This is a genomic window from Thalassolituus hydrocarboniclasticus (genome assembly GCF_025345565.1).
Lineage (GTDB): Bacteria > Pseudomonadota > Gammaproteobacteria > Pseudomonadales > Oceanobacteraceae > Venatoribacter > Venatoribacter hydrocarboniclasticus.
Genome location: NZ_CP054475.1, coordinates 441,135 through 464,541, shown reverse-complemented (window position 1 = coordinate 464,541; position 23,407 = coordinate 441,135). Strand labels below are relative to the sequence as shown.

At 54.1% G+C, this 23,407-nt stretch carries 23 protein-coding genes; 5 read left to right on the top strand and 18 right to left on the bottom strand.

The genetic code is table 11. The annotated features are described in order from the left end of the window. Nucleotides 1-44 precede the first annotated feature (44 nt). From dxs to HUF19_RS01870, 3 genes are all read right to left on the bottom strand, one after another. On the bottom strand, nucleotides 45-1,925 hold the full coding sequence (gene dxs / locus HUF19_RS01880) for a 1-deoxy-D-xylulose-5-phosphate synthase (RefSeq protein WP_260998248.1): 1,881 nt from the start codon (nucleotides 1,923-1,925) through the stop codon (nucleotides 45-47). 206 nt (nucleotides 1,926-2,131) lie between these two features. Beyond that, a complete protein-coding gene (gene ispA / locus HUF19_RS01875; protein ID WP_260998247.1) occupies nucleotides 2,132-3,034 on the bottom strand; it encodes a (2E,6E)-farnesyl diphosphate synthase in 903 nt (300 codons plus the stop codon). Further along, nucleotides 3,034-3,276: an exodeoxyribonuclease VII small subunit gene (locus HUF19_RS01870; protein WP_260998246.1), complete on the bottom strand. Its 243-nt coding sequence runs from the start codon at nucleotides 3,274-3,276 to the stop codon at nucleotides 3,034-3,036. Before HUF19_RS01870 ends, ispA begins: the two co-directional genes overlap by 1 nt. Nucleotides 3,277-3,449: 173 nt before the next feature. On the opposite strand from HUF19_RS01870, the gene pomA reads away from it, so the two are divergent. The 4 genes from pomA to HUF19_RS01850 all read left to right on the top strand — a co-directional run bounded on the left by pomA (nucleotide 3,450) and on the right by HUF19_RS01850 (nucleotide 6,614). After that, entirely contained in the window at nucleotides 3,450-4,208 is a 759-nt protein-coding gene (pomA, locus tag HUF19_RS01865) for a flagellar motor protein PomA (protein ID WP_260998245.1), read from the top strand. Nucleotides 4,209-4,213: 5 nt separating this feature from the next. Beyond that, nucleotides 4,214-5,194, top strand: coding sequence for a flagellar motor protein MotB (locus tag HUF19_RS01860; protein ID WP_260998244.1), 981 nt, complete (start codon nucleotides 4,214-4,216; stop codon nucleotides 5,192-5,194). A 17-nt stretch (nucleotides 5,195-5,211) separates the two neighbouring features. Further along, entirely contained in the window at nucleotides 5,212-5,769 is a 558-nt protein-coding gene (locus HUF19_RS01855; protein WP_260998243.1) for a PilZ domain-containing protein, read from the top strand. 116 nt (nucleotides 5,770-5,885) lie between these two features. After that, the gene (locus HUF19_RS01850) at nucleotides 5,886-6,614 is read left to right on the top strand and encodes a 16S rRNA (uracil(1498)-N(3))-methyltransferase (RefSeq protein ID WP_260998242.1); all 729 of its coding nucleotides are present in this window, start codon (nucleotides 5,886-5,888) and stop codon (nucleotides 6,612-6,614) included. 25 nt (nucleotides 6,615-6,639) lie between these two features. Here HUF19_RS01850 and HUF19_RS01845 read toward each other — a convergent pair whose 3' ends face one another. The 5 genes from HUF19_RS01845 to HUF19_RS01825 all read right to left on the bottom strand — a co-directional run bounded on the left by HUF19_RS01845 (nucleotide 6,640) and on the right by HUF19_RS01825 (nucleotide 10,397). Beyond that, nucleotides 6,640-6,873, bottom strand: a complete 234-nt coding sequence (locus HUF19_RS01845) for a TIGR02647 family protein (protein WP_260998241.1) — start codon at nucleotides 6,871-6,873, stop codon at nucleotides 6,640-6,642. A 100-nt stretch (nucleotides 6,874-6,973) separates the two neighbouring features. Continuing rightward, a complete protein-coding gene (locus HUF19_RS01840; RefSeq protein WP_260998240.1) occupies nucleotides 6,974-7,642 on the bottom strand; it encodes a Frag1/DRAM/Sfk1 family protein in 669 nt (222 codons plus the stop codon). Beyond that, nucleotides 7,639-8,373 (bottom strand): hypothetical protein, encoded by a 735-nt coding sequence (locus HUF19_RS01835; protein WP_260998239.1) that lies wholly within the window; start codon nucleotides 8,371-8,373, stop codon nucleotides 7,639-7,641. Before HUF19_RS01835 ends, HUF19_RS01840 begins: the two co-directional genes overlap by 4 nt. Nucleotides 8,374-8,410: 37 nt before the next feature. Further along, nucleotides 8,411-9,064, bottom strand: coding sequence for a Frag1/DRAM/Sfk1 family protein (locus tag HUF19_RS01830; protein WP_225692413.1), 654 nt, complete (start codon nucleotides 9,062-9,064; stop codon nucleotides 8,411-8,413). Nucleotides 9,065-9,125: 61 nt separating this feature from the next. Further along, complete coding sequence (locus HUF19_RS01825) at nucleotides 9,126-10,397, bottom strand: bifunctional O-acetylhomoserine aminocarboxypropyltransferase/cysteine synthase (RefSeq protein ID WP_260998238.1); 1,272 nt, start codon at nucleotides 10,395-10,397, stop codon at nucleotides 9,126-9,128. A gap of 179 nt (nucleotides 10,398-10,576) precedes the next feature. Between HUF19_RS01825 and radA the strand changes: the two genes are divergently transcribed. Beyond that, on the top strand, nucleotides 10,577-11,947 hold the full coding sequence (radA, locus tag HUF19_RS01820) for a DNA repair protein RadA (RefSeq protein ID WP_145470767.1): 1,371 nt from the start codon (nucleotides 10,577-10,579) through the stop codon (nucleotides 11,945-11,947). Between the two features lie 46 nt (nucleotides 11,948-11,993). Here the strand turns inward: radA and HUF19_RS01815 are convergent, their stop codons facing one another. From HUF19_RS01815 to HUF19_RS01770, 10 genes are all read right to left on the bottom strand, one after another. Then, the gene (locus HUF19_RS01815; protein ID WP_260998237.1) at nucleotides 11,994-12,929 is read right to left on the bottom strand and encodes a chemotaxis protein; all 936 of its coding nucleotides are present in this window, start codon (nucleotides 12,927-12,929) and stop codon (nucleotides 11,994-11,996) included. 94 nt (nucleotides 12,930-13,023) lie between these two features. After that, nucleotides 13,024-13,383, bottom strand: a complete 360-nt coding sequence (locus HUF19_RS01810) for a Na+/H+ antiporter subunit G (protein ID WP_260998236.1) — start codon at nucleotides 13,381-13,383, stop codon at nucleotides 13,024-13,026. Between the two features lie 5 nt (nucleotides 13,384-13,388). Next, on the bottom strand, nucleotides 13,389-13,673 hold the full coding sequence (locus HUF19_RS01805) for a K+/H+ antiporter subunit F (RefSeq protein ID WP_260998235.1): 285 nt from the start codon (nucleotides 13,671-13,673) through the stop codon (nucleotides 13,389-13,391). Beyond that, the gene (locus tag HUF19_RS01800; RefSeq protein ID WP_260998234.1) at nucleotides 13,667-14,152 is read right to left on the bottom strand and encodes a Na+/H+ antiporter subunit E; all 486 of its coding nucleotides are present in this window, start codon (nucleotides 14,150-14,152) and stop codon (nucleotides 13,667-13,669) included. The genes HUF19_RS01805 and HUF19_RS01800 overlap by 7 nt, the downstream gene beginning before the upstream one ends. Next, complete coding sequence (locus HUF19_RS01795; protein ID WP_260998233.1) at nucleotides 14,149-15,669, bottom strand: monovalent cation/H+ antiporter subunit D; 1,521 nt, start codon at nucleotides 15,667-15,669, stop codon at nucleotides 14,149-14,151. Before HUF19_RS01795 ends, HUF19_RS01800 begins: the two co-directional genes overlap by 4 nt. A 2-nt stretch (nucleotides 15,670-15,671) precedes the next feature. Beyond that, entirely contained in the window at nucleotides 15,672-15,995 is a 324-nt protein-coding gene (locus HUF19_RS01790; protein ID WP_145470755.1) for a Na+/H+ antiporter subunit C, read from the bottom strand. After that, nucleotides 15,995-18,790 (bottom strand): monovalent cation/H+ antiporter subunit A, encoded by a 2,796-nt coding sequence (locus tag HUF19_RS01785; protein WP_260998232.1) that lies wholly within the window; start codon nucleotides 18,788-18,790, stop codon nucleotides 15,995-15,997. The genes HUF19_RS01790 and HUF19_RS01785 overlap by 1 nt, the downstream gene beginning before the upstream one ends. A 230-nt stretch (nucleotides 18,791-19,020) precedes the next feature. Beyond that, the gene (gene hemE, locus HUF19_RS01780; protein WP_260998231.1) at nucleotides 19,021-20,088 is read right to left on the bottom strand and encodes a uroporphyrinogen decarboxylase; all 1,068 of its coding nucleotides are present in this window, start codon (nucleotides 20,086-20,088) and stop codon (nucleotides 19,021-19,023) included. Nucleotides 20,089-20,248: 160 nt separating this feature from the next. Beyond that, nucleotides 20,249-21,826 carry a vWA domain-containing protein gene (locus HUF19_RS01775; RefSeq protein WP_260998230.1) on the bottom strand — a complete coding sequence of 526 codons (1,578 nt, stop codon included), beginning with the start codon at nucleotides 21,824-21,826 and terminating at the stop codon, nucleotides 20,249-20,251. Between the two features lie 162 nt (nucleotides 21,827-21,988). Then, nucleotides 21,989-23,407, bottom strand: a complete 1,419-nt coding sequence (locus HUF19_RS01770) for an FAD-dependent oxidoreductase (protein WP_145470748.1) — start codon at nucleotides 23,405-23,407, stop codon at nucleotides 21,989-21,991.

Sequence of the window (23,407 nt, the reverse complement as noted above, 5' to 3'; positions counted from 1 at the left end):
CCGGGAGAAAAACGAGGGATAAAATAAGCAGGGGAAGCGCAGAATCAGCCTTTTGCCAGACGGCTGCGGATGCTGCCGAGGATACTATCGGTATCCAGCGCAATATCGCGCTGCTGCTGGGCAGGAGAGGCATGTTCGATATAGCGGTCGGGGATGCCCAGAGTCAGTACCGGAACCTGTACATTGGCGGCTGCCAGCGCTTCCAGCACGGCACTGCCGGCCCCGCCCATCACAGCGTTTTCTTCCAGTGTGACCAGCAGGTCATGGTCTGCCGCCAGCTGTAATACCAGTTCGGTATCCAGTGGTTTAACAAAACGCATATCGGCGACGCTGGCATCCAGAGTGGTTGCCACCAGCAAAGCCTCACGCAGAGGCGCACCGAAGGCGAGAATGGCAACCCGCTTACCCGCTGCGGCAGAACTTTCGCGGCGTAAAATGCCTTTACCCATCGCCAGAGCCTGCATCTCTGCGGCTGGCTCAACCCCGGTGCCACTGCCACGCGGATAACGCACTGCGGCCGGGCCTTCGTGCTGATAGCCGGTATAAAGCATCTGACGGCATTCGTTTTCATCCGATGGGGTCATGACCACCATGTTCGGGATGCAGCGCAGGTAACTTAAATCGTAGGCACCGTGATGCGTCGGGCCGTCTTCACCGACCAGACCAGCGCGGTCGATGGCAAACAGCACATCCAGATTCTGTAATGCGACATCGTGAATCAGCTGATCATAGGCGCGCTGCAGGAAGGTCGAATAAATCGCCACCACCGGTTTGGCACCTTCACAGGCCAGACCAGCAGCCAGGGTCACCGCATGCTGTTCGGCAATGGCAACATCGAAATAACGCTCCGGGAATTCCTGCGAGAAGCGGATCAGGTCAGAGCCTTCACGCATCGCCGGAGTAATACCCATCAGGCGCTCATCGGCGGCCGCCATATCACACAGCCAGTTACCGAACACATTGGAATAGCTCGGCAGTTTCACACCAGCGCCGGCATTGCTGCCTTTCAGTGCATGGTATTTGATCGGGTCGTCTTCAGCCGGCTGAAAGCCTTTGCCTTTACGGGTAACCACGTGCAGGAAGCGCGGGCCTTTGAGCTTTTTCAGGTTCTGCAGGGTAAGCAGCAGCTCATCCAGATCGTGACCGTCGATCGGGCCGTAATAGTTGAAGCCCAGCTCTTCGAATAAGGTGCCGGGCGCGACCATGCCCTTCATATGTTCTTCGGTTCGGCGGGCAAATTCCCACGCCGCCGGAATTTTCTCCAGCACCCGTTTACTGCCTTCACGCAAAGCGGAATAGGTGCGGCTCGACCAGATGCGGGTGAAGTATTTGTTCAGCGCACCGACGTTGTTGGAGATCGACATATCGTTGTCGTTCAGGATCACCAGCATATCGGCTTTAACGTGGCCGGCGTGGTTAAGCGCTTCAAAGGCCATGCCGGCGCTCATGGCGCCATCGCCGATAATGGCCACAGTTTGCTGTTCTTTCTGCTGCGCGCGCAACGCCAGCGCCATGCCTAAGGCCGCACCGATAGAGGTACTGGAATGACCCACACCAAAGGTGTCGTACTCGCTTTCTTCACGCAGCGGGAATGCCGCCGGCCCTTCAGCGCTGCGGATGCTTGGCATCTGCTCGCGGCGGCCGGTCAGGATTTTGTGCGGATACGCCTGATGACCCACGTCCCAGACCAGACGGTCTTCCGGGGTATTAAATGCGTGATGCAGAGCGACGGTCAGCTCAACCACCCCCAGACCTGCGGCAAAGTGGCCGCCGGACTGGCTTACGCTGTACAGCAGAAACTCCCGCAGCTCAGCACAGACCTGGGGTAACAGGTCGGCATCCAGCGCGCGCAGATCGGCCGGAGAGTCAATGCTGTCCAGCAGCGGCGTACTTGGGCGGGAGCCAGGAATTTCAGTCAATGTCATCAGCTTATATTGGCGCGATCGCGGTATCCGTCAGGTGGGGGCATATTCAGGAACAAGAATAACCATGAGGCAGCCCCGCAAAAGGGCTGCCATTCTAACGACTGTTGGCGTTAATGAGTAGCGCTGTGACGTATCTGGCACGGACTGACAGTTCTGAAAGCGCACTTTCTGTGCTATTCCGCAGTATCCATACGCGCAGACTGAACTCAGTGGTCGCGGTTAATAATGTAATCCGCCAGTTGAGCCAGAACCGAGGTATCACCGCGCAGTTCGGTCAGCGCCGCATGAGCGTCGGCGACCAGTTCACGGGCCTTGGTCCGCGCACCGTCAAGGCCCAGCAACGCCGGATAGGTTGGCTTATTCAGTGCCAGGTCGGCGCCCTGGGTTTTGCCCAGAATGGCGGTGTCACCTTCGATATCAAGAATGTCATCCTGTACCTGAAAGGCCAGACCGACGGCATCGGCATAGCGCACCAGCGCCTGCTCGGTTGTCTTATCCACGTCAGCACAGGCAGCGTGAGCGCCCATTAACACGGCACTGCGGATCAGCGCCCCGGTTTTATGGCGGTGCATGCGCTCCAGCTCGGGCAGCGTCATCGGCTTACCGACATGGCCGAGGTCTATGCTCTGTCCGGCCACCATTCCCGCACCACCAGAGCCCTGCGCCAGCAGACGTATCAGGGTCAGGCGCTGCTCTGCCGTTTGCTGCGGCGCATTGGCCAGCACTTCAAAGGCGGCGGTCAGCAGGCCATCACCGGCCAGAATAGCGGTCGCTTCATCGAAAGCGATATGACAGGTTGGCTTACCACGGCGCAGATCATCGTCGTCCATGGCCGGTAAATCATCGTGCACCAGACTGTAGCTGTGCACCATTTCCAGTGCGGTGGCTGCGGCATCGGCCTGCTGCCAGTTTCCACCCAGCGCCTGGGCGGCGGCATAACAGAGAAATGGCCGCAGGCGTTTACCGCCATTCAACACGCCATAAGTCATGGCTTCCGCCAAACGCGGATCGGCCAGCTGCAATGCCTGCAGATGCTGATGCAGCTGCTGCTCCAGCCGTAGCTGTACACTCTGCAGCTGTTGCTGTAATGGCTGTAAATCCTGCGCCATTATGGCTCCTCACCTGTACTGAAAGGTTGCGCCACGCTCTGTCCATTTTGTTCCAGCAGCAACTGCACCCGCTGCTCGGCGGCACTCAGCGCCTGCTGGCACTGACGGGTCAGGCCAATGCCCTGCTCAAAGGCACGTAACGAATCTTCCAGCGACAGGTCGCCGTTTTCCATACGCACGACCAGTTGCTCAAGCTCGGTCAGTGCTGCTTCAAATTCAAAAGGGGCATTTTTACCAGTCATATATCGCGCTCTCCCGGAGAGCGGCCACACTAAACCCAAGGCTGCGGCGGGTCAACCGGTGCAGGGGTGACGGTTTCTGCACCGCTTGCCAACAATTTCGTCAATGCGAAGGAAGATCACGAATGTTTGACTAAACTCAGAGGCAGTGAATGGTTTAGTGGCAAGGAGCATCAGTGGATCTCGCATCGTTAGTTGGGGTAGTCGGCGCCTTTGGCATCGTCGTTATGGCGATGGTCCTGGGCGGCGATATCAGTATGTTTGTGAACGTGCCTTCGATCCTGATTGTGATCGTCGGCAGTATGTTCGCCGTTATGATGAAGTTTGAACTCGGCCAGTTTCTTGGCGCTATTAAAATTGCCGCCAAAGCCTTTTCTTTTAAGCTCAGTAAACCGGAAGCCATTATTGAAGAGGTAGTGGAAATGGCCGGTCTGGCGCGTAAAGGCGGGTTGTTATCACTGGAAGGCAAAGAGGTCAGTGATGACTTCCTCAGTAAAGGTATCCAGCTGCTGGTCGATGGCCACGATCCGGACGTTGTGCGCACGTTAATGAATAAAGAGCTGAAGCAAGCCAGCGAACGCCATGATATCGGTATCACTATTTTTAAGTCGCTGGGTGACGTTGCTCCGGCGATGGGCATGATTGGTACCCTGATTGGTCTGGTGGCCATGCTGGCGAATATGGATGACCCCAAGTCCATCGGTCCGGCCATGGCGGTTGCACTGCTGACCACACTCTACGGTGCGATGGTTGCGACCATGCTGTCACTGCCGATTGCCGACAAGCTGACGCTGCGTAAGAACGAAGAAGACCGGCTGAAATCTATGATCATTGATGCACTTCTCGCCATTCAGAGCGGCCAGAATCCCCGTGTAATTGAAACCATGTTGCAGGCCTATATTCAGGAAGGCAAACGCAACACATCAGGTGACTGAGCATTATGGCCGCTGAAGAAGAACAGGAATGTCCACCCTGTCCTGCCGGTATTCCCGGCTGGGTGATGACCTTTGCCGATCTGATGTCGCTGCTGATGTGCTTTTTCGTACTGCTGCTGTCATTTTCAGAAATGGATGCCATGAAATTCAAACGGCTGGCCGGTGAGCTGCGTGAAGCTTTTGGCGTGCAGACGGTTGTGAACGTCAGTGATCCGCCAAAAGGCACCAGTATTATTGCCCGTCATTTCAGTCCGTCGATTCCGGAGCCGACCCCAATCAATGAGGTACGGCAAAAAACCAGCGACATCACCAAAAGTTCGCTGGAAGTGTTGTGCCAGGATGAAATTACCCAGCAGGAAGAACGCCAGGGCGATCAGGGACAGCAAACCCGTGAAATAGTGGTACCGCAAGAAGATATAGAGAATAAAAAGACCGAAGCAGAGGCTATGGAAATAGCGGCCAAGCTGGAAAGCGAAATTGCTCAGGGCCAGCTGGAAATCGAAACCGTGGGCAAAAAGATTATTATCCGCATCGAACAGCGCGGCGCCTTCCGCTCAGGTTCGGATTATATTGACGACAAATTCCTGCCGGTGATCGATAAAATCCGCGAAGTACTGGTAACGATTCCGGGTCAGATTTCCGTTGAGGGACATACTGATGATATTCCGGTTGCCGGTGGCCGCTACCGTTCCAACTGGACGCTGTCTTCCGCCCGGGCTGCAGCCTTTGCCGAAGAGTTGTTTGTCGCGCCGGAACTCGACTCCAGCCGTTTTCAGATTGTCGGCCATGCCGATACTCAGCCACTGGTACCGAATACCGATGCTGAATCCCGCGCCCGTAACCGCCGGGTAGAGATCGTGATTCTGCGCACCCACGAAAATGACGATGACGATGTTCCGGAGATACAACCGGACGACGGACAGGTAAAAGATGCGGTAAATGCCCGGCCCGAGGATTTCGAGCTGAGCCCTGACGAAATATTCTGATTGGGATAATAAAAACAATGGAAGAGAGACGCCGCTTTTTCCGCCTTGATGATGAAGTGGTGATGGATTTTCAGGCCATCACCCAGGATGAATTCAGCCACTGGAAAGAGAATCACAGCCAACAGAAGAGTGAGCTGAAACAACTGGAGCAGGACATCGGCAATCTGATTCATCAGGTGCGCTCGGTGCACCCGGCCATTGGTCAGGCTCTCGAATTACTGAACCGTAAAATGAATCTGCTGAACGGCAGCAACGCCAATCATCCGGAACTGAATCTGTCGATGACGGAAGCCCGCGTACGGGTAAATCTCAGCGCCTGTGGCATGGCCTTTAATACCGATGCCGATCTGCGCGGCAGCAGCCATTTGCTGTTTAACCTGCAGCTGAAACCATCCAATGCCATTCTGTCTCTGGCGGGTAATATCGTCTCCATCGACAACAGCGGCGAAAGCGATGCACCTTACATGGTGCGGGTCAATTTTGAAGGCCTGAAAGAAACCGAACAGGAGCTGCTGATTCAGCATCTGTTCCAGCTGCAGAGCCGTACCTTACGCCAGCAACGCGATCACGAATAAAATACCGGCGCCGGGTCAGCTGGCGCTTTCTGCTTTCCCCTCCCCCAGCCCCTCTCTGATTTCAGCACTTTTTTGTTATCATGCAGAGCTCTGTCTTCTGCAGGAATCCGTTCATTATGTCCGGCCCCCGTATTTATTCTGCCGCCGCCCTGTGCAGCGGTCTGCGCATTGAACTGGATGACCAGGCCTTTGCCCACCTGATCCGTGTATTACGCATGGGCGACGGCGATCCTGTCCGCCTGTTTAATGGTGATGGCCATGAATACGCCGGACAACTGTGTGATGTGCAGAAAAAAAGTGCGTCGGTACTGGTTGGCGATATTCTGCGCAGCGAAGCCGATACCCTGCTCAACCTGCAACTTGGGCAGGTGGTCTCCAAGGGTGACCGCATGGACTTCACTATCCAGAAAGCGACCGAACTGGGTATCAGCGATATCACCCCACTGTGGAGCGAGCGCTGTGAAGTCCGCTTAAAAGGCGAGCGGCTGGATAAAAAAATGGAGCACTGGCAGAAGGTGGCAATTTCCGCCTGTGAACAGAGCGGCCGTAACCGCATTCCGACCATTCATCCACCACAGTATTTTGCCGACTGGGCAAAAGACAACACTGCGGATGTACGTCTGTTGCTGCATCCTCACCGGCAGAAACCACTGCGTGACTATCCGCAGCCGGCAAGCGTCGCCCTGCTGGTCGGACCGGAAGGCGGATTCAGCGAACAGGAAGTGGAAATGGCCATGAGCAGCGGCTTTGCCGGACTGACATTAGGCCCGCGGATTCTGCGTACCGAAACAGCAGCGCTGGCGGCATTAAGTGTGTTTCAGTTTCAGTGGGGGGATTTCAGCTGAGCAGACGCTCAGCTGAAACAGCAGGTCAGACTTTAAGAATCTGCAGCAGATTCTGCACATGCTCAGCGGCATCCAGTCCCAGACTGGTGAGATAGCCGCCATCAGCCTGATCAATCAGGCCTTTATCAAACAACCGCTGTGCAGCAGCGACAATTTCCGGCGCAGCATCAGAATGAACCTTGATACCCTGTTGCATGCTGTGCAGATCAAACTGTGCCAGCAGATTCATTTCGTGCAGTAATTCCTGAGAAATCGGCATAGAGTCTGTCCTCTTGTTCTTAGCAAAAAACGGCAGTAACGCGCCGTCAGGAAATCACAGCATAAACCGCCGCTGCCGCCGGAGCTATGATTCCGGTCAGTTATTCTGCATCTGTCAGGCGGAAACCGGCCCAATCGCGATAGCTGGTCAGGTAAAACAACCCGATCAGCAATGCCATCCACCACTCCACCACGTTTTTCCAGCGGTCATCACTATCGGCAACCTGCAGCACGATCATTACCCCAAGGAAAAACCACTGGGCATACACCAGAATAAATTTCTGCCGCAGACTGGAACCGATATTCACACCGCGCTTGGCCAGATGTTTCAGCCAGTAAGTGATACGGGTCTGTACCACCAGTGAAATCAGGAAAAATAAAGCCGCACCGACAGTATGCAGCGTCCAGGGCAGATTGCCCTTATCCGGCCGCAACACAGCGGTCGCAACAATCAGACAAATCGAGCTGATAATGCCCGTGGTGACCATATAGCGCACCGTCCATATCGGCCGTTCGGGTGCAATTTCAATCAGCCAGGCCTGCATGCAGTACCACCAGACAATAAACAGAACGCAGGCAGCAATTAAACCACCGCGAAAAATAAACGCCTGCGGATCAGGAATGCCGGTTGCAGTAATGCTGGTACAGCCCGTCAGATAAGGAATACAGACATCGGTCACGCCCCAGGCCATGCTCAGCGCCAGAGTCAGCCAGAAGGTGAGATGTGATAACCAGAAACTGCCTAAGGCAACGCGTTGCGGTAACGTCATACGGTCACCTCCTGCAGGGTTTCATGCTGTTGCAACGCCAGCTCTTTTTCCCGCCGGGTTAAACGGAAATCGCGCCAGTCGTGGAAGGTGGTATAAAAATATAAGCAACTGAAAGTCGCCAGCCACCATTCAAAAATTTCTTCCACGCCATCGGTTTTTAAGTCCAGCAGCAGAATCAGCACAAAGGCCGCCAGTAATAACAACTGCAAAACCGCCAGAATCTGTTTGCTGGCAATACGGCTGAATTTAATATTCAGCTCACGCTGCAACTGACGCATACGCAGTGTCATCATGATCTGACACAACGCCGTTACCAGAAAAAACAACCCCGCTGTTGCGGTATGAAAGCGCCATAAAAACCGGTGCTCAGATGGCGGCAGCATATGCTCACCCAGCACCGCGATGGAGGCGATCAGCAGCATGCTGGCGATAATAGCGAAGGTAACAATACGGTGAATCCAGGGGTGATGTTCAGGGCGGCCAACACTTTCCAGCCAGGCGCGCACACAATACCACCAGAGAATAAACACTACGGCGGCACTGATTAATCCGGCACGGAACACATAAGCCGCCGGATAATAAATACCGGTTGCAGTGATGGTTGTGCAGCCCTCGAAATAGGGAACGCACCAGGGCTTATGGCCGCTCTGTACGGTAAGAAAATAACTCAGCGCAATGGTAATAATTGGCAGCAGGCAAGCCACCAGCGCCGCTCTTTGCGGTAAGGTCATAACAACATCCTTGTTCCGTTTTGTTTACATCAGCGAATTAATAATGACTGAGGCGAACCCGTTGCCAGTCCCAATAAGAGGTCAAAAAGTACAGGCCAATAAAGAGCGTCGCCCACCACTCGATAATGCGCTTGCCGTTACTCATTTCCACGCCGACGGTCACACCGGCAAAGGCGACAAACATCAGCCAGAGAATCGCCATCAGTACGCTTTTTGCGATAAACGACGGCACTTCCAGTCCGGCCTTACGGGCGCGGAAAATCAATACATAGTTAATCGTCAGCGCAATCAGCATGCCCTGAAAAAACAGATTCGCGCCGCGCACATGTACACCCCAGCGGGTTGCGTCTTTTTCCGGCACCAGCACCGCAGTCCCGACCAGTAAACCAACAGCAGCGATCACACCAAAAAACTGCATGGCATTTAAAGCCATACGACCACTGTGTCCGGCCAGCCAGGTACGCATCACCTGCCACCAGACAATAAAAAATGCGCAGCCGGCAATCATGCCGCCACGGAAAATAAATCCGGCATCGCCTTTCATTCCGGTATGGGTAATGTCAGTACAGCCATCAAAGAAAGGATTACAGGCAACAGCAGTACCTTCGTTTACGCCAACGGCATAAGTCACGGCAATGGTGCCGAGTGAGAGTACGGTGCAGATCAGGGCAACAAACTGACCAAAAGACATAACCAAAAAAACTCCGCAGAATGTCCGGCGCACAGCGCCGGACGTTTCAGATACAACCGGCTCAGCGAGCGGCTTTCAGCGCCTGCTCAACGTCAGCAATGATATCGTCAACATGCTCGATACCAATCGACAGACGCACCAGATCGGTGCTGACACTAGCGGATGCCAGTTCTTTTTCATTCAGCTGACGGTGTGTGGTGGTTGCCGGATGACAGGCCAGACTCTTGGCATCACCGATATTTACCAGACGCTTGATCATCTGCAGGGCATCAATAAATTTAGCGCCGGCTTCGGCACCGCCTTTGATACCAAAGCTGAGAATCGCCGATGGCTTACCATTCAGCATACGCTGTGCCAGTTCGTGGTATTTGCTGGTTTTAAGACCGGCATAATTCACCCAGGAAACCTGCTCATGGGCGGCCAGATATTCAGCCACTTTCTGCGCGTTTTCTACGTGACGATCCATACGCAGAGCCAGAGTTTCCAGCCCCTGCAGAATCATAAAGGCATTAAACGGCGACAGAGCTGCACCCATATTGCGCAGCGGTACTACGCGGGCACGACCGATAAAGGCCGCTTCACCAAAGGCATCGGCATACACCACGCCGTGGTAAGACGGATCAGGCTGATTAAAGTGCGGGAAGCGTGGGTTATCTTTCCATGGGAATTTACCGGAATCGACAATCGCGCCGCCAACGGTTGTACCGTGACCACCGATGTATTTGGTCAGCGAGTGCACCACAATATCGGCACCGAATTCAAACGGACGGCACAGGTAAGGGGTGGCAACGGTGTTATCAACGATCACCGGTACGCCATGTTTGTGCGCCATGTCGGCCAGCGCCTGAATGTCCACCACGTTACCCGCCGGGTTACCGATGGACTCACAGAATAATGCGCGGGTTTTATCGTCAATTAACGCTTCCAGCGCGGCAACGTCATCGCCGGAGGCCATGCGTACTTCGATGCCCTGCTGCGGGAAGGTGTGGGCAAACAGGTTATAGCTGCCGCCGTATAACTGGCTGACGCTGACGATGTTATCGCCGGCACGGGCCAGGGTCTGGATGCTGGCGGTAATGGCGGCCATGCCGGATGCCATGCACAGTGCGGCGATACCGCCTTCCATTGCGGCAACGCGCTGTTCCAGCACATCGTTGGTCGGGTTCATGATGCGGGTGTAAATGTTACCCGGCTCTTTCAGGTCAAACAGGTCAGCACCGTGCTGAGTATCGCGAAAACTGTAAGAAGTGGTCTGATAAATAGGCACCGCAACGGCACGGGTTGTCGGATCATCCGCAAAGCCGGCGTGAATCGCCTGAGTTTCAATTTTCATGCTGATCTTATCCTTATTGTCAGGTTTGACGGAAAGCAGGGAGTTTAACAATTTGTACCGCGCCGCCATAGGGAGAATGCAGCCTCTTTACCGAGCCTGACGATGAACGCGTAACGGCCCTGACGCTGAACGCGCAATGCCTTACACTCTCCCCTTCCGCTTATTGCACAGAAATCGCTATGGCCAAGAAAAAAACCGCTTACGTCTGCAACGACTGTGGCTCTGAACACGCCAAATGGCAGGGACAATGTACCGACTGCGGTGCCTGGAATACGCTGCAGGAGTTTGTCGTATCCTCCTCCAAAACCCCGTCCCGTGATGCCAGTTACGCAGGCTATGCCGGCGCCGCGGGTAGTCAGGGCATTCAGCGTCTGGCCGATGTCGATCTGGCCGAAGTACCGCGTATCAGCAGCGGCATGCTGGAATTTGACCGGGTACTGGGCGGTGGTCTGGTGCCGGGCTCGGCCATTTTAATCGGCGGCCATCCCGGTGCCGGTAAGTCCACACTCCTGCTGCAGACTATGTGCACGCTGGCCGGGAATATGCCCGCGTTATACGTGACCGGCGAAGAAAGCCTGCAACAGGTTGCTATGCGCGCCAAACGTTTAGGCCTGCCAACCGACCAGCTGAATATGCTGAGCGAAACCAGCGTCGAGCGCCTGCTTAATACCCTGCAGCAGCACAAACCGAAAATTGTGGTGATCGACTCGATTCAGGTGATGCACGTTGAAGGCGTAGAATCGGCGCCGGGCAGCGTGTCACAGGTACGCGAAAGCGCCGCCGCCCTGACCCGCTACGCTAAACAAACCAATACCGTGCTCTTTCTCGTCGGTCACGTGACCAAAGACGGGACCCTCGCCGGGCCGAAAGTGCTGGAGCATATGATTGACTGCTCGATCATGCTCGAAGGTTCCGGCGACAGCCGCTTCCGTACCCTGCGCGGTATTAAAAACCGCTTTGGTGCCATTAATGAGCTGGGCGTCTTTGCCATGCTCGACAGCGGCTTAAAAGAAGTCAAAAACCCAAGCTCCATCTTTTTAAGCCGCAGCGAAGAGCCCGCCGCCGGCAGTGTGGTGATGGTGATCTGGGAAGGTACGCGGCCGTTGCTGGTCGAAATTCAGGCGCTGGTCGACGACAGCCACTTTGGTCATCCGAAACGGGTGGCCGTGGGTCTCGACCAGAACCGTATGAATTTATTGCTGGCTGCACTGCATCGCCACGGAGGCGTACATCTGGGTGACCAGGATGTGTATATCAACGTGGTCGGTGGGGTAAAAGTCGGAGAAACCGCTGCCGATCTGGCCTTATTACTGTCGGCGCTCTCCAGCTTCCGCAACCAGCCATTGCCGCAGGAGTTAATCGTATTTGGTGAGGTGGGTTTATCCGGAGAAATCCGGCCGGTGCCTTCCGGTCAGGAACGCATTAAAGAAGCCGCCAAGCATGGCTTCACCCGCGCCATCGTGCCGAAAGCCAATGTTCCGCGTCAGGCAATACCCGGCATGACCATTATTGGTGTGGATAAATTACAGGAAGCCATCAACGCCGTTTAACCGCAGCGCTGATAAGCCGGCTGGAAAGTCGTCGCAGGAGCCAGAGTTAATTCTGGCGGCGGCTTTCCACACCGGGAATCACATCACCACGCTCAACCTGCTCAGCGCCGCGCAGCATGGCATGAATCAGCTCGGCGGCATCAAATTTCGTCAGCGCTTCATTGGCACCCACCTGATGGGCACGGTCGACGCTGATTTCGCTGGAAAGCGAGGTGTGCAGAATAATGTACATCCCCTGAGTTGTGCTGTTATTACGCACCTCAAAGGCCAGTTCATAACCATCCAGCCCCGGCATTTCAATATCGCTGACCAGAATATCGAACGGTGTACCGCGTGCTGCGGCGTCGGTCAGCAACGTTAGCGCCTGCTTGCCATCGGAGCAAACCTCAAACGGCACATCAACATGATTCAGTGCTTCCGCCAGTTGCCGGCGGGCGACGCTGGAATCATCCACCAGCAAAATAGGATGCACGCGCAAGCGGCTCTGCTCTTCACGGCTGATATCAGCATGCAATGCTTCTTCATCGGCCGGAAAGATGGTCGACAGCACCATCTCAATATCCAGCAACTGAATCAGCTTCTTGTCATACTCAATAATACCGGTGGAATAAATATGCCGCCCGGCAGCACTGGGTGGCGGGCTGATATTGCGCCAGCTGTAGTCAATAATGCGATCAATTTTACGCACCAGAAAACCAACATTCTGCCGTTGGCAGTCGGTAATAATAATAAAGCAGTCTTTCATTTCTGCCGGACTGACCGGGCGATACCCAATAGCCGCGGCCAGATCGATTACCGAAATAGTAACGCCACGGATATAAGCCGTTCCGGCAACAACTGCATGGGATTGTGGAATAGAAGTTAATGGCTGCCAGGGCACAATTTCTTTTACTTTAAGAGTGCCAAGGCCAAAGGTTTGCCGTTCATTGATTTTAAACAGCAGCAACCCCTGGGACTGCTGGTACTGACTGCCATTACGCATGTTAATCTCGGTTGTGATATGGCAAGACAGCAAAGCCTTGCGCGAACGATATACCGCTAAGTATAGCCATTATTCACAACGTGGCCGGTGAAAATTACTCAGGTGTTTTTTGCTCCGCAGCACGGGCAGCCAGCTGAGCGTTCTTGCTGTGATCAAGAAACTTAACCCGGCGGTGCAAGGCAGCCTTAGCCAGCATATGCGCAGAAACCGGCGCAGTAATAAACAAAAACAGACTGATGACCAGCTCATGAATGCTCAGATGCCCATCGCGCATTGTCGTCAGCACCATCGAGGCCAGCAGAATGGCCCCTATGCCCATAGTTGTTGCCTTGGTTGGCGCATGCAGACGGGTGAAAAAGTCCGGTAATTTCAGCAGCCCCACCGAGCCAACGAAGACAAAAAAACCGCCCGTCAGCAACAATACCGCAACGATAATATGTACTACAGATTCCATAAGCATTACTCGATGATGTCGCCGCGCAACAGGTATTTACACAAAGCCGCCGTACTGACAAAGCCCAGCATGGCAATCAGCAGGGCTCCCTCAAAATACAGGGCTGAGCCGTTATACAGGCCAAATAAAATAATCAGCGCAATGCTGTTAATGTACAGCGTATCCAGAGCCAGAATACGGTCGGTAATATCCGGTCCGCGCAGCATACGCCAGACATTGAGAATGAGCGAAACCACAACCAGTACAGAAGTCAGTAAAATCGCTGTTTGCAACAGGGTCAGATTCAGCATGAAAAAATCTCCTGCAGCGGTTTTTCGTAATGCTGTTTGATATCGTTAATCAGCGCCTGCTCATCAGTAATATGCAGTGCATGAATGTACAGCCACTGCTTATCTTCAGAAAAATCCACGCTCACCGTACCGGGCGTCAGCGAAATCGTGCTGGCTAACACGGTCAGCGGAAAATCACCGGTCAGTACCAGTGGAAAAGCAACAAAACCCGGCTGCAGACTCTGATTGGATTTCAGCACCCGCCGTGCAACATCAACATTCGATAACACAATATCCAGTAACAAACGCAGCACATAACGGATAACCACCAGCGGTTTCCCGGCACGGCTCTGATGATCCGAATAAGGTGCTGTTAACAGCGGAATAAGCCAGGCGAGGAAGCCACCAAGAACAAAATGCCCGGCCGAAAAGCCATTCAGCAGCAGCCATACCAGTAACAGCAGCAGGCTGTGCAGTGGCATAGGTAACCAGCGTTTCATTTCAGCACCTCCTGCACTGCACTTACCGCCGGAGTCAGCGGCTGTGGTAAGCGGTGTAATTCATTAGCAGCGGCCATCGTCATATCGGCCAGATCACCACCCCAGATAACCATTAAAGGTGACGTCAGTAACAACAGAATAACCGCCGTAATCTGTAACGGATGGGCGACGGTCTGACTCTGTGATACCCCCTGCACACGCCAGAACAATGTTGTTCCGGCGCGTGAGAACATAATCAGTGCCGCCAGACCGGAAATCAGTAACGGTGGCCAGATCCAGGCAGCATCAGCGCCATGACCCGCCGCCTGCAGCAGCATAATTTTACCAACAAAGCCGGACAGCGGCGGCATACCGATTAATGCCAGCGCTGCGATAAAAAATAAGCCACCGAGCAGTGCCGGCTGGTTGACCGGGCGGGAACGCACGAAGCGATCCTGCGCCTGCCCGCGCTGCTCCTGCACCAGCCCGGCAATCAGAAACAAAGCGGCAGCCATCAGCGTGCTGTGAATTAAATAATACAGCCCGGCGGCCGTTGCCTGTGGTGTATTAAGCGCAATGGTTAATAACAGTGACCCGGCAGAAACCACCACCAGATTAGCCGCCAGCATTTTCAGCGTCTGACTGGCCAGCAAAGCAATTATTCCGGCAACCAGGGTTGCCAGAGCCAGCGGCCACAACCAGCTGATAGCAATATTGGCCAGCTCACCACCATACTCACCGAACACCGCAGTGTGCACCCGCCAGATACTGTAAATACCCACCTTGGTCATAATGGCAAACAGTGCAGCAACCGGCGTGGAAGTGTGGGCGTAGGTACGCGGCAGCCAGAAATGCAGCGGTAATAACGCAGCCTTCAGACCAAAAACAACCAGCAATAACATGCCGCCGGCTTTCGCCAGGGCGATATCTTCACTGTTTAACTGCGCAGCCTTATGCGCCATATCAGCCAGATTGAGCGTGCCGAACGTGGCGTAAATAATACCCAGACCAAAGAGGAAAAACGCCGAGCCCACCAGATTCAGCAACACATAATGCACGGCTGCCTGAGTGCGGTGCTTACCACCACCATGGATCAGCAGCGAATAGGAAGCGATCAGCAGAATTTCGAAGAATACGAAGAGGTTAAAAACATCACCGGTCAGAAATGCACCGTTAATACCCATCAGCTGAAACATAAACAACGGATGGAAAAACGGACCGCGCTGGTCATCACCAGCACAGGCATATAAATGCACAGCAAAACCCAGCACCGCACTGAGCAGCAACATAATGGCCGCCAGTTTATCGTTGACCAGGGCAATACCAAAAGGCGCCTGCCAGTTACCCATCATGTACATCTGCGGTTCATGCTGAACACTTTGCTGAAACAGCAGAACAGCACTCATCAGAAGCAGTGTATTCACCATAAAGACAGCGACACGCTGGCGCTGAACATGTCCCTGCAGTGGCGGCAGCAATAAAAAGATACCTGCCAGCAGAGGTAATAAAACCGGAAAAAAGATCAGATGCTGCAGCATATTCAGTCGTTATCTCCATCAACCTGGTCATTACCCAGATCAGCACGGGCACGCAGTGCCAGAATCAGAGCAAAAGCCGTCATGGCAAAACCAATTACAATGGCGGTTAATACCAGCGCCTGCGGTAACGGGTCGGCATACACTTCTGACTCACCAAGAATCGCCGCGCCATTAATCACCAGACGTCCACTGGCAAATAAGAACAGGTTGACCGCATAGGACAGCAGCGTAAGTCCGAGCACCACCGCAAAGGTATAACCGCGCAGCACCAGAAACACACCGCCGGCGGTCATAATACCAACGCAGATTGCATAGATAGTTTCCATTATTTTCCTCCCGGCAGTGGCCGCTCACTGGTCGTAAGCTGCCCCAGATTGGCCAGAATCAGTAAGGTTGCACCAATCACCGTAAAATAAACGCCCAGATCAAATACCATGGCACTGGCCAGCTCAAATTTACCAATCCATGGCAACGAGAAATAATCGAACCAGGTTGTCAGGAACGGCTGCCCGAACACCCAGCTGCCCAGACCGGAGAAGGTTGCCAGCAATAAACCCACAGCAATCAGCCAGTGATACGGGAAGTTCAGCCTCACCTTCATCCACGCCACACCATGGGCGATATATTGCTGAATTAAAGCGATCGCGGTAATCAGGCCAGCAATAAAACCACCGCCCGGCATGTTATGGCCACGCAGGAAAATATAAGCCGAAACCAGCAACGCCAAGGGCAGCAGACTCTGTGAAATCAGCGCCAGCATCATCGGGTTTTTATCTTTAGCCCATGGACGACCATCGGAGTCTGCAGCCGGAACATACAGGCGCATCCCGGCCAGCAGTTTATAAATACCCAGACCGGCAATCGCCAGAACGGTAATTTCACCCAGCGTATCGAAACCACGGAAGTCCACCAGAATAACGTTCACCACATTGGTGCCGCCACCGCCGGTTTTACTGTTGGCAATAAAGAACTCGGAAATACTGTGCAATGGCCGGGTCAGCATGGCGTAACACAGAGTACCGATCACCGCCCCCACCAGCGAGGCAATACTCAGGTCACGCACAATACGCCGCGGTGAGCTGTCACGCAGTGGCGTTTTCTGTGGCAGGAAATACAACGCCAGCAAAAACAGGATGATGGTTGCCACCTCAACCGACAACTGAGTCAGTGCCAGATCAGGGGCTGAGAAATAAGCAAAGGCAATGGCCACAATCAGACCAACGATGGAAATCATAATCAGCGCCAGCAAGCGCAGATGACTGAAGACCACGGTGGCCAGAGTACCGATAATAAGCAATCCGGCAGCCACCAGAACAATGCCGTTAACCGGCAGTGGCGGACGACTGCCCTGAGCATGATCCAGTTGCAGTAATGGCCATCCGGTGACAATCAATGAAAAAAGAATCAGCAGAAATACATAACGCTGCAGCGAGGCATTATCCAGCCAGTGATGCACAACCGCAGCCTTTGCCGTGATCCACTGAATGCCTTTTTCAAATTCAATTTTGGCATCAAGATCGGCAAACTGTCCCTGAAAGGCAAACAAATGGCGACGGTTATAATACAGCGTCGCACCACCGGCCACCGCCAGCAGACTCATCAGTAACGGGCCATTAAATCCGTGCCATACCGCCAGACTGAAATCCGGCAATGGTTTGTACAGTACGGCACTGGCTGCTGCATTTAATAAATCACCCACGGCGAAATTAGGTACCACACCCACCAGCAGGCAGAGCACAACGAGAATTTCGACCGGCACCCGCATATAGCGCGGAGGCTCATGCGGCGTACGCGGCAGATTGATCGGCTCGCCATTAAAAAATACGTCGTGAATAAACCGCAGGGAGTAAGCCACGGCCAGCGCACCACCAACAGTAGCCAGCAATGGAATCAACCAGGATAACGATCCCAGGGTCGACTGATGCAGGGTTTCGGCAAACAGCATTTCTTTCGATAAGAAACCATTCAGCAACGGCACCCCGGCCATCGATGCCGCCGCCACCATCGCCAGCGTTGCCGTATACGGCATATATTTCCACAGACCATTCAGCTGGCGCATATCACGCGAGCCGGACTCATGGTCAATAATCCCCGCCGCCATAAATAATGACGCTTTGAATACCGCGTGGTTAATGATGTGGAATACCGCAGCGATGGCAGCCAGTTCGGTATCCAGACCAAACAGCAGCGTAATCAGGCCCAGATGGCTGATGGTGGAATAGGCCAGCAGCCCTTTTAAATCGTGCTTAAACAGCGCGGTATATGCGCCCAGCAGCAAGGTGGCCAGACCCACCATGCTGACTATCACAAACCACAGATCGGTATCCGCCAGTACCGGATAAAAACGCGCCAGCAAAAACACACCGGCTTTCACCATAGTGGCCGAGTGCAGATAGGCGGAAACCGGAGTCGGAGCAGCCATTGCATGTGGCAGCCAGAAATGGAACGGAAACTGGGCCGACTTGGTAAAAGCACCCAGTAAAAACAACACAATAATAACCGGATACACCGCACTCTCACGCAGCACATCACCACTGGCCAGCACCGTACGCAACTCGTAGCTGCCCACCGTCTGACCGATCAGAATCAGTGCGCCCAGCAAAGCCAGGCCGCCGGCACCGGTAATGGTCAGTGCCATACGGGCGCCCTTACGGGCATCGGTCTTATGTGACCAGAAACTGATCAGCAGGAAGGAACTGATACTGGTCAGCTCCCAGAAAAACCACAACTGCAGCAGGTTATTCGACAGCACCACACCGAGCATGGCGGTCATAAACAGAATCAGATACGAATAAAAGCGCCCCATATGATCGTTATCAGACAGGTAATAACGGGCATACAGAATCACCAGCAGGCCAATTCCCAGAATCAGCAGGCTGAACAGCAATGCCAGACCATCGAGGTGAAAGGCCAGATTAAGACCAACCTGCGGAATCCAGCTGGCCTGCCAGGTTAACGCCTCACCGGCAAACACTGCCGGAATAGCCTGAACAACCAGTATCAGAGATAGTGCCGGCAACAATGCGGTCAGCGCGGCGGTCGCCGTACGCCCAAAGCGATAGCTGAGTAATGGCACCAGTGTTCCCAGCAATGGCAGCAACGGAATCCAGAGCAGATTCATAAAAATGAAAGCCTCATACCTGAAGGTGACGGTCATCCACCATGACCTGAACCGCCAAAAGATAGCATGATCAGCGCCAGTGCTACACAAAAGGCGACTTTGCGGTGCAAAGAATTGTCAGTCATTGTGCCGCTAAGAACCAGAATAAATGCAAAGAAATCATGCAGTTATAAAAAAGCCGAAGCTCCCTGCGGAGCTTCGGCTTTAATCATGACACGCTGCGATTCTGATCAGCCCTGATGATATTCAGGACTTAATTCAACCACCGCCTCAACAAAGGCTTTGGCGTGCTCAGGATCGACAAACTGATGAATGCCATGACCGAGGTTAAACACATGGCCGGTGCCAGTGCCGTAGCTGTCGAGGATACGTTTAACCTCGGCACGGATGGTTTGTGGCGAAGCGTACAATACCGACGGGTCCATATTACCCTGCAGCGCTACCCGGTTACCCACACGGCCACGGGCATTACCGATATCCGTTGTCCAGTCGAGACCCAGCGCATCGGCGCCGGTATCGGCCATGGCTTCCAGCCACTGACCGCCGCCTTTGGTGAACAGAATCACCGGAATTTTCTGACCATCGTGCTCACGGATCAGCCCGGAAACAATCTGCTGCATATACTTCAGCGAGAATTCACGGTAAGCGACATCACTCAGGCTGCCGCCCCAGGTATCAAAAATCTGTACCGCCTGGGCACCGGCTTTAATCTGCGCATTCAGATAGTCGATCACTGACTTGGCCAGCACATCCAGCAGCTGATGCATCACTTCCGGCGTGTCGTACATCATCGCCTTCACGTGGCGGAAGTCCTTGGAAGAACCACCTTCAACCATATAGGTCGCCAGCGTCCATGGACTGCCGGAGAAACCAATCAGCGGTACGCGGCCATTCAGTTCGCGGCGAATGGTGGAAACCGCTTTCAGCACGTAATCCAGATCGGCGGCAGTATTCACCACATTCAGGCTCTGCACATCGGCTTCGGTGCGGATGATTTTATTGAAACGCGGGCCTTCGCCGGTCTCAAAGTACAGACCCAGTCCCATCGCATCGGGGATGGTCAGGATGTCAGAGAACAGGATCGCCGCATCCAGCGGAAAACGATCCAGCGGCTGAATGGTGACTTCACAGGCCAGCTCAGGGTTCTTACACAGCGACATAAAGTCACCGGCCTGAGCACGGCTGGCGCGGTATTCCGGCAGGTAACGCCCGGCCTGACGCATCATCCACACCGGAGTGCGGTCAACCGGTTGACGGAGCAAAGCCTTAAGAAAACGATCGTTTTTCAGTTCAGACATGGAATACCTAAATCAGCACCAGAGAATTTGCGCGCTATCATACCAAAAAATCGCTAACGCGATTTTTGACTTTGCGCAGCAAAGAGCAGAACAACGCCTGCCTAAAAACAACAGACACAAAAAACCCGGCCTGAGCCGGGTTTTTATCAGCCTTTCCGCTTCAGTTAGTCACTGCAACCGTGGCCGTTGTTGTACCGGAAGACAGACTGTTATTGGTCAGCACAACATTCAGCCCGGCATCGGCGGCACTAATGGTGATAGAGCCATCCGCTGCCGCAGTACGCGCTGCACCACCCACCGTCCAGCTGTAGTTGGCAGCGGTAAACGGAATGGTTGTCCAGCGGGTCGCCGGGTAGAGTTTGGTTACATTCGCAACACTGACGGTATTGCCAACCAGATAACCATTCGCCGGACCGGTAATTTCCACTACCGGGCTGATTTCCGGCTCGGCTGAACCCGGAGTTAAATCCACCTCACCGGTCAATGAGTAGTTAAAATTGGCGGTATTGCTGGAAAATACTGTGGTGTATTTACCGTTGCGCGGCAGGATCGCATAGCGGATCAGATACTGATTATCCGGGCGGGTACGCACGGTAATTGCGGTTTGCTGCGCTTCAAGAATCTTTTCAGCAACGCCATCGAAATTCGTCAGGCTGGCGGCAATGGTATTGGCCGCCATCGCATTGACCTTAGAATCCGTACCATTGATTGCAACATAAATCAGCGGTTTGCCCAGCAAAGCCATACCATCCGGAGCGGCGGCACCGCCATCGGCATCATCCGCCGGAGCATCCCCCGCCGTTTCGTCATCCGTTGTGTCTTCAGCGCTGGCTTCCTCGTCATAGACCAGGAAAGACTGCCAGTTCAGCGCCGTCTGCGCACTTTCCGCATCAAACTCACCCGGGGTATTACCGCCCGGGGTAAAAAGAATCACACTGCTGAGATTCAGGCCGGTGATCACGCTGGGGCCGGCATCAAAGGTATAGGCATCGAACAGGTCATTATCCCCGTCATTGGCAAAATCTTCATCACTACCCGTGGCCGGGGTCGTGCCATTAAAGGTTCCCACCGCCCTAACAATCGCCTGATACAAGGCTGTTCCCGGCTTACCACTCCAGTTACTCAACAGGTTATCCAGTGCGGTATTCAGCGTGGTCGCATCGGAAGTAAATACGCCCTGCACGGCCGTGACAGCGCCGTCAAAACTCCAGAGGGTAAAACGCTGATTGGCAATGGTCGGATTTGAAGATGCCTGAGCCTGCTGAATATAGGCTTTAACCTCGGCGATTAACGCGGCTTTATCCACCGCCTGAGTGCTGCCACTGGTATCGATCAGAATCGCAGTATTCATGCTCACCGGCATACCAATCACCGGCTGCATAATCAGCCCCTGCTCCAGCGGCTCGATGCTTTCATCATTCATGGTGAAGCTGTATTCACTGACCTGCGGGTCAGACACCGGCTGCAGGGTTTTGCTGTCAACCGGAGCGATCATATAACCCTGAATCAGAGGCTCGAAACCGATACCACTGAAGAAAGCGCCCTCAACATAGCCTGCCCCCTGCATGTACACCTGCAGCGGAAAGTAGGTCAGTGAGCTGGTTGCACCAGAGCCATTATCACCGCCTGAACCGTTATCGCCGCCTCCGTTACCAGCCACAACAGAGCCGCCACCACCACCACAGGCAGTCAGCAGTAACGTCAGCAGAGGAGTGATCAATGCAAGGGGCTTAAACATGCGCGCGCGCTCCATTTTAAATTGTCCCGACCGTGTTCTTATTGCCGGCTAGGATAGCATTGCAGCGGTTAAGGAGGCCATAAACAAAAACGCGGCTACCCACCGGGTAAGCCGCGTTTTATGCCGTTTGTCACATTCTGCCCGATACAGGCAGAAAATGGCTTATACGTCGAGGTAGTCGAGAATACCTTCAGCAGCGTTACGGCCTTCCCAGATGGCAGTAACTACCAGGTCAGAGCCACGCACCATATCGCCACCGGCAAACACCTTCGGATTAGAGGTCTGGAACTTGAACTCCTGCTCTTCCGGTGCAACCACACCATCCCAGCTGTTCAGTTCGATACCGAAATCCTTAAACCATGGCGCCGGGCTTGGACGGAAGCCGAAAGCCACCAGTACCGCGTCTGCTGGCAGGATCTCTTCAGAACCTTCCACCACTTCCGGACGGCGACGGCCGTTTTCATCCGGCTCACCCATTTGCGTGGTCACGACTTTTACGCCTTCCACTTTGCCATCGCCAACAATGGCAACCGGCTGACGGTTGAACAGGAAGTTCACGCCTTCTTCACGGGCATTAACCACTTCGCGCTTGGAACCCGGCATGTTGTCTTCATCACGACGGTAAGCACAGGTCACTTTGGCTGCGCCCTGACGGATGGAGGTACGGTTACAGTCCATCGCCGTATCACCACCACCGAGAACCACAACTTTTTTGCCTTTAACGCTGACAAAATCCGCAGCGTCTTTCTCAAAGCCGAGGTTACGGTTGACGTTGGAGATGAGGAAATCCAGCGCGTCATGCACGCCCGGCAGATCTTCACCCGGGAAACCGCCCTTCATGTAGTTGTAGGTACCCATACCCAGGAACACCGCATCGAACTCGTCGATGATGCTCTGGAAGTCCACGTCTTTGCCCACTTCAGTGTTCAGACGGAATTCCACACCCATGCCTTCGAAGACTTTGCGACGGTTAACCATCACGCTCTTTTCCAGCTTGAATTCAGGGATACCGAAGGTCAGCAGACCACCGATTTCCGGGTACTTGTCGAATACCACCGGGGTAACACCGTTACGCACCAGCACATCCGCCGCACCCAGACCCGCAGGGCCGGCACCAATGATGGCAACGCGCTTACCGGTTGGTACCACTTTCGACATATCCGGTTTCCAGCCCATGGCGAAAGCCGTATCGGTAATGTATTTCTCAACATTACCAATGGTCACTGCGCCAAAGCCGTCGTTCAGGGTACAGGCCCCTTCACACAGACGATCCTGCGGACATACACGGCCACAGACTTCCGGCAGGGTATTGGTCTGATGGCTCAGCTCTACCGCTTCCAGAATATTGCCTTCGCTGGCCAGCTTCAGCCAGTTAGGGATGTAGTTGTGGACCGGGCATTTCCATTCACAGTATGGGTTGCCACACGCCAGGCAGCGGTGTGCCTGGTCATTAACCTGTTCCTGCTTGAAAGGCTCATAAATCTCCACGAACTGCGCTTTGCGCAGATCGATGGATTTTTTTGCCGGGTCCTGACGACCCACTTCGACAAACTGGAAATTATTGTTCAGACGTTGCGCCAT

What these genes read in the sequence shown, in the direction of transcription:
- dxs (WP_260998248.1), bottom strand. Translation starts at nt 1,925, where the DNA reads ATGACATTGACTGAAATTCCTGGCTCCCGCCCAAGTACGCCGCTGCTG.
- ispA (WP_260998247.1), bottom strand. Translation starts at nt 3,034, where the DNA reads ATGGCGCAGGATTTACAGCCATTACAGCAACAGCTGCAGAGTGTACAG.
- HUF19_RS01870 (WP_260998246.1), bottom strand. Translation starts at nt 3,276, where the DNA reads ATGACTGGTAAAAATGCCCCTTTTGAATTTGAAGCAGCACTGACCGAG.
- HUF19_RS01860 (WP_260998244.1), top strand. Translation starts at nt 4,214, where the DNA reads ATGGCCGCTGAAGAAGAACAGGAATGTCCACCCTGTCCTGCCGGTATT.
- HUF19_RS01855 (WP_260998243.1), top strand. Translation starts at nt 5,212, where the DNA reads ATGGAAGAGAGACGCCGCTTTTTCCGCCTTGATGATGAAGTGGTGATG.
- HUF19_RS01850 (WP_260998242.1), top strand. Translation starts at nt 5,886, where the DNA reads ATGTCCGGCCCCCGTATTTATTCTGCCGCCGCCCTGTGCAGCGGTCTG.
- HUF19_RS01845 (WP_260998241.1), bottom strand. Translation starts at nt 6,873, where the DNA reads ATGCCGATTTCTCAGGAATTACTGCACGAAATGAATCTGCTGGCACAG.
- HUF19_RS01840 (WP_260998240.1), bottom strand. Translation starts at nt 7,642, where the DNA reads ATGACGTTACCGCAACGCGTTGCCTTAGGCAGTTTCTGGTTATCACAT.
- HUF19_RS01835 (WP_260998239.1), bottom strand. Translation starts at nt 8,373, where the DNA reads ATGACCTTACCGCAAAGAGCGGCGCTGGTGGCTTGCCTGCTGCCAATT.
- HUF19_RS01830 (WP_225692413.1), bottom strand. Translation starts at nt 9,064, where the DNA reads ATGTCTTTTGGTCAGTTTGTTGCCCTGATCTGCACCGTACTCTCACTC.
- HUF19_RS01825 (WP_260998238.1), bottom strand. Translation starts at nt 10,397, where the DNA reads ATGAAAATTGAAACTCAGGCGATTCACGCCGGCTTTGCGGATGATCCG.
- radA (WP_145470767.1), top strand. Translation starts at nt 10,577, where the DNA reads ATGGCCAAGAAAAAAACCGCTTACGTCTGCAACGACTGTGGCTCTGAA.
- HUF19_RS01815 (WP_260998237.1), bottom strand. Translation starts at nt 12,929, where the DNA reads ATGCGTAATGGCAGTCAGTACCAGCAGTCCCAGGGGTTGCTGCTGTTT.
- HUF19_RS01810 (WP_260998236.1), bottom strand. Translation starts at nt 13,383, where the DNA reads ATGGAATCTGTAGTACATATTATCGTTGCGGTATTGTTGCTGACGGGC.
- HUF19_RS01805 (WP_260998235.1), bottom strand. Translation starts at nt 13,673, where the DNA reads ATGCTGAATCTGACCCTGTTGCAAACAGCGATTTTACTGACTTCTGTA.
- HUF19_RS01800 (WP_260998234.1), bottom strand. Translation starts at nt 14,152, where the DNA reads ATGAAACGCTGGTTACCTATGCCACTGCACAGCCTGCTGCTGTTACTG.
- HUF19_RS01795 (WP_260998233.1), bottom strand. Translation starts at nt 15,669, where the DNA reads ATGCTGCAGCATCTGATCTTTTTTCCGGTTTTATTACCTCTGCTGGCA.
- HUF19_RS01790 (WP_145470755.1), bottom strand. Translation starts at nt 15,995, where the DNA reads ATGGAAACTATCTATGCAATCTGCGTTGGTATTATGACCGCCGGCGGT.
- HUF19_RS01785 (WP_260998232.1), bottom strand. Translation starts at nt 18,790, where the DNA reads ATGAATCTGCTCTGGATTCCGTTGCTGCCATTGCTGGGAACACTGGTG.
- hemE (WP_260998231.1), bottom strand. Translation starts at nt 20,088, where the DNA reads ATGTCTGAACTGAAAAACGATCGTTTTCTTAAGGCTTTGCTCCGTCAA.
- HUF19_RS01775 (WP_260998230.1), bottom strand. Translation starts at nt 21,826, where the DNA reads ATGTTTAAGCCCCTTGCATTGATCACTCCTCTGCTGACGTTACTGCTG.
- HUF19_RS01770 (WP_145470748.1), bottom strand. Translation starts at nt 23,407, where the DNA reads ATGGCGCAACGTCTGAACAATAATTTCCAGTTTGTCGAAGTGGGTCGT.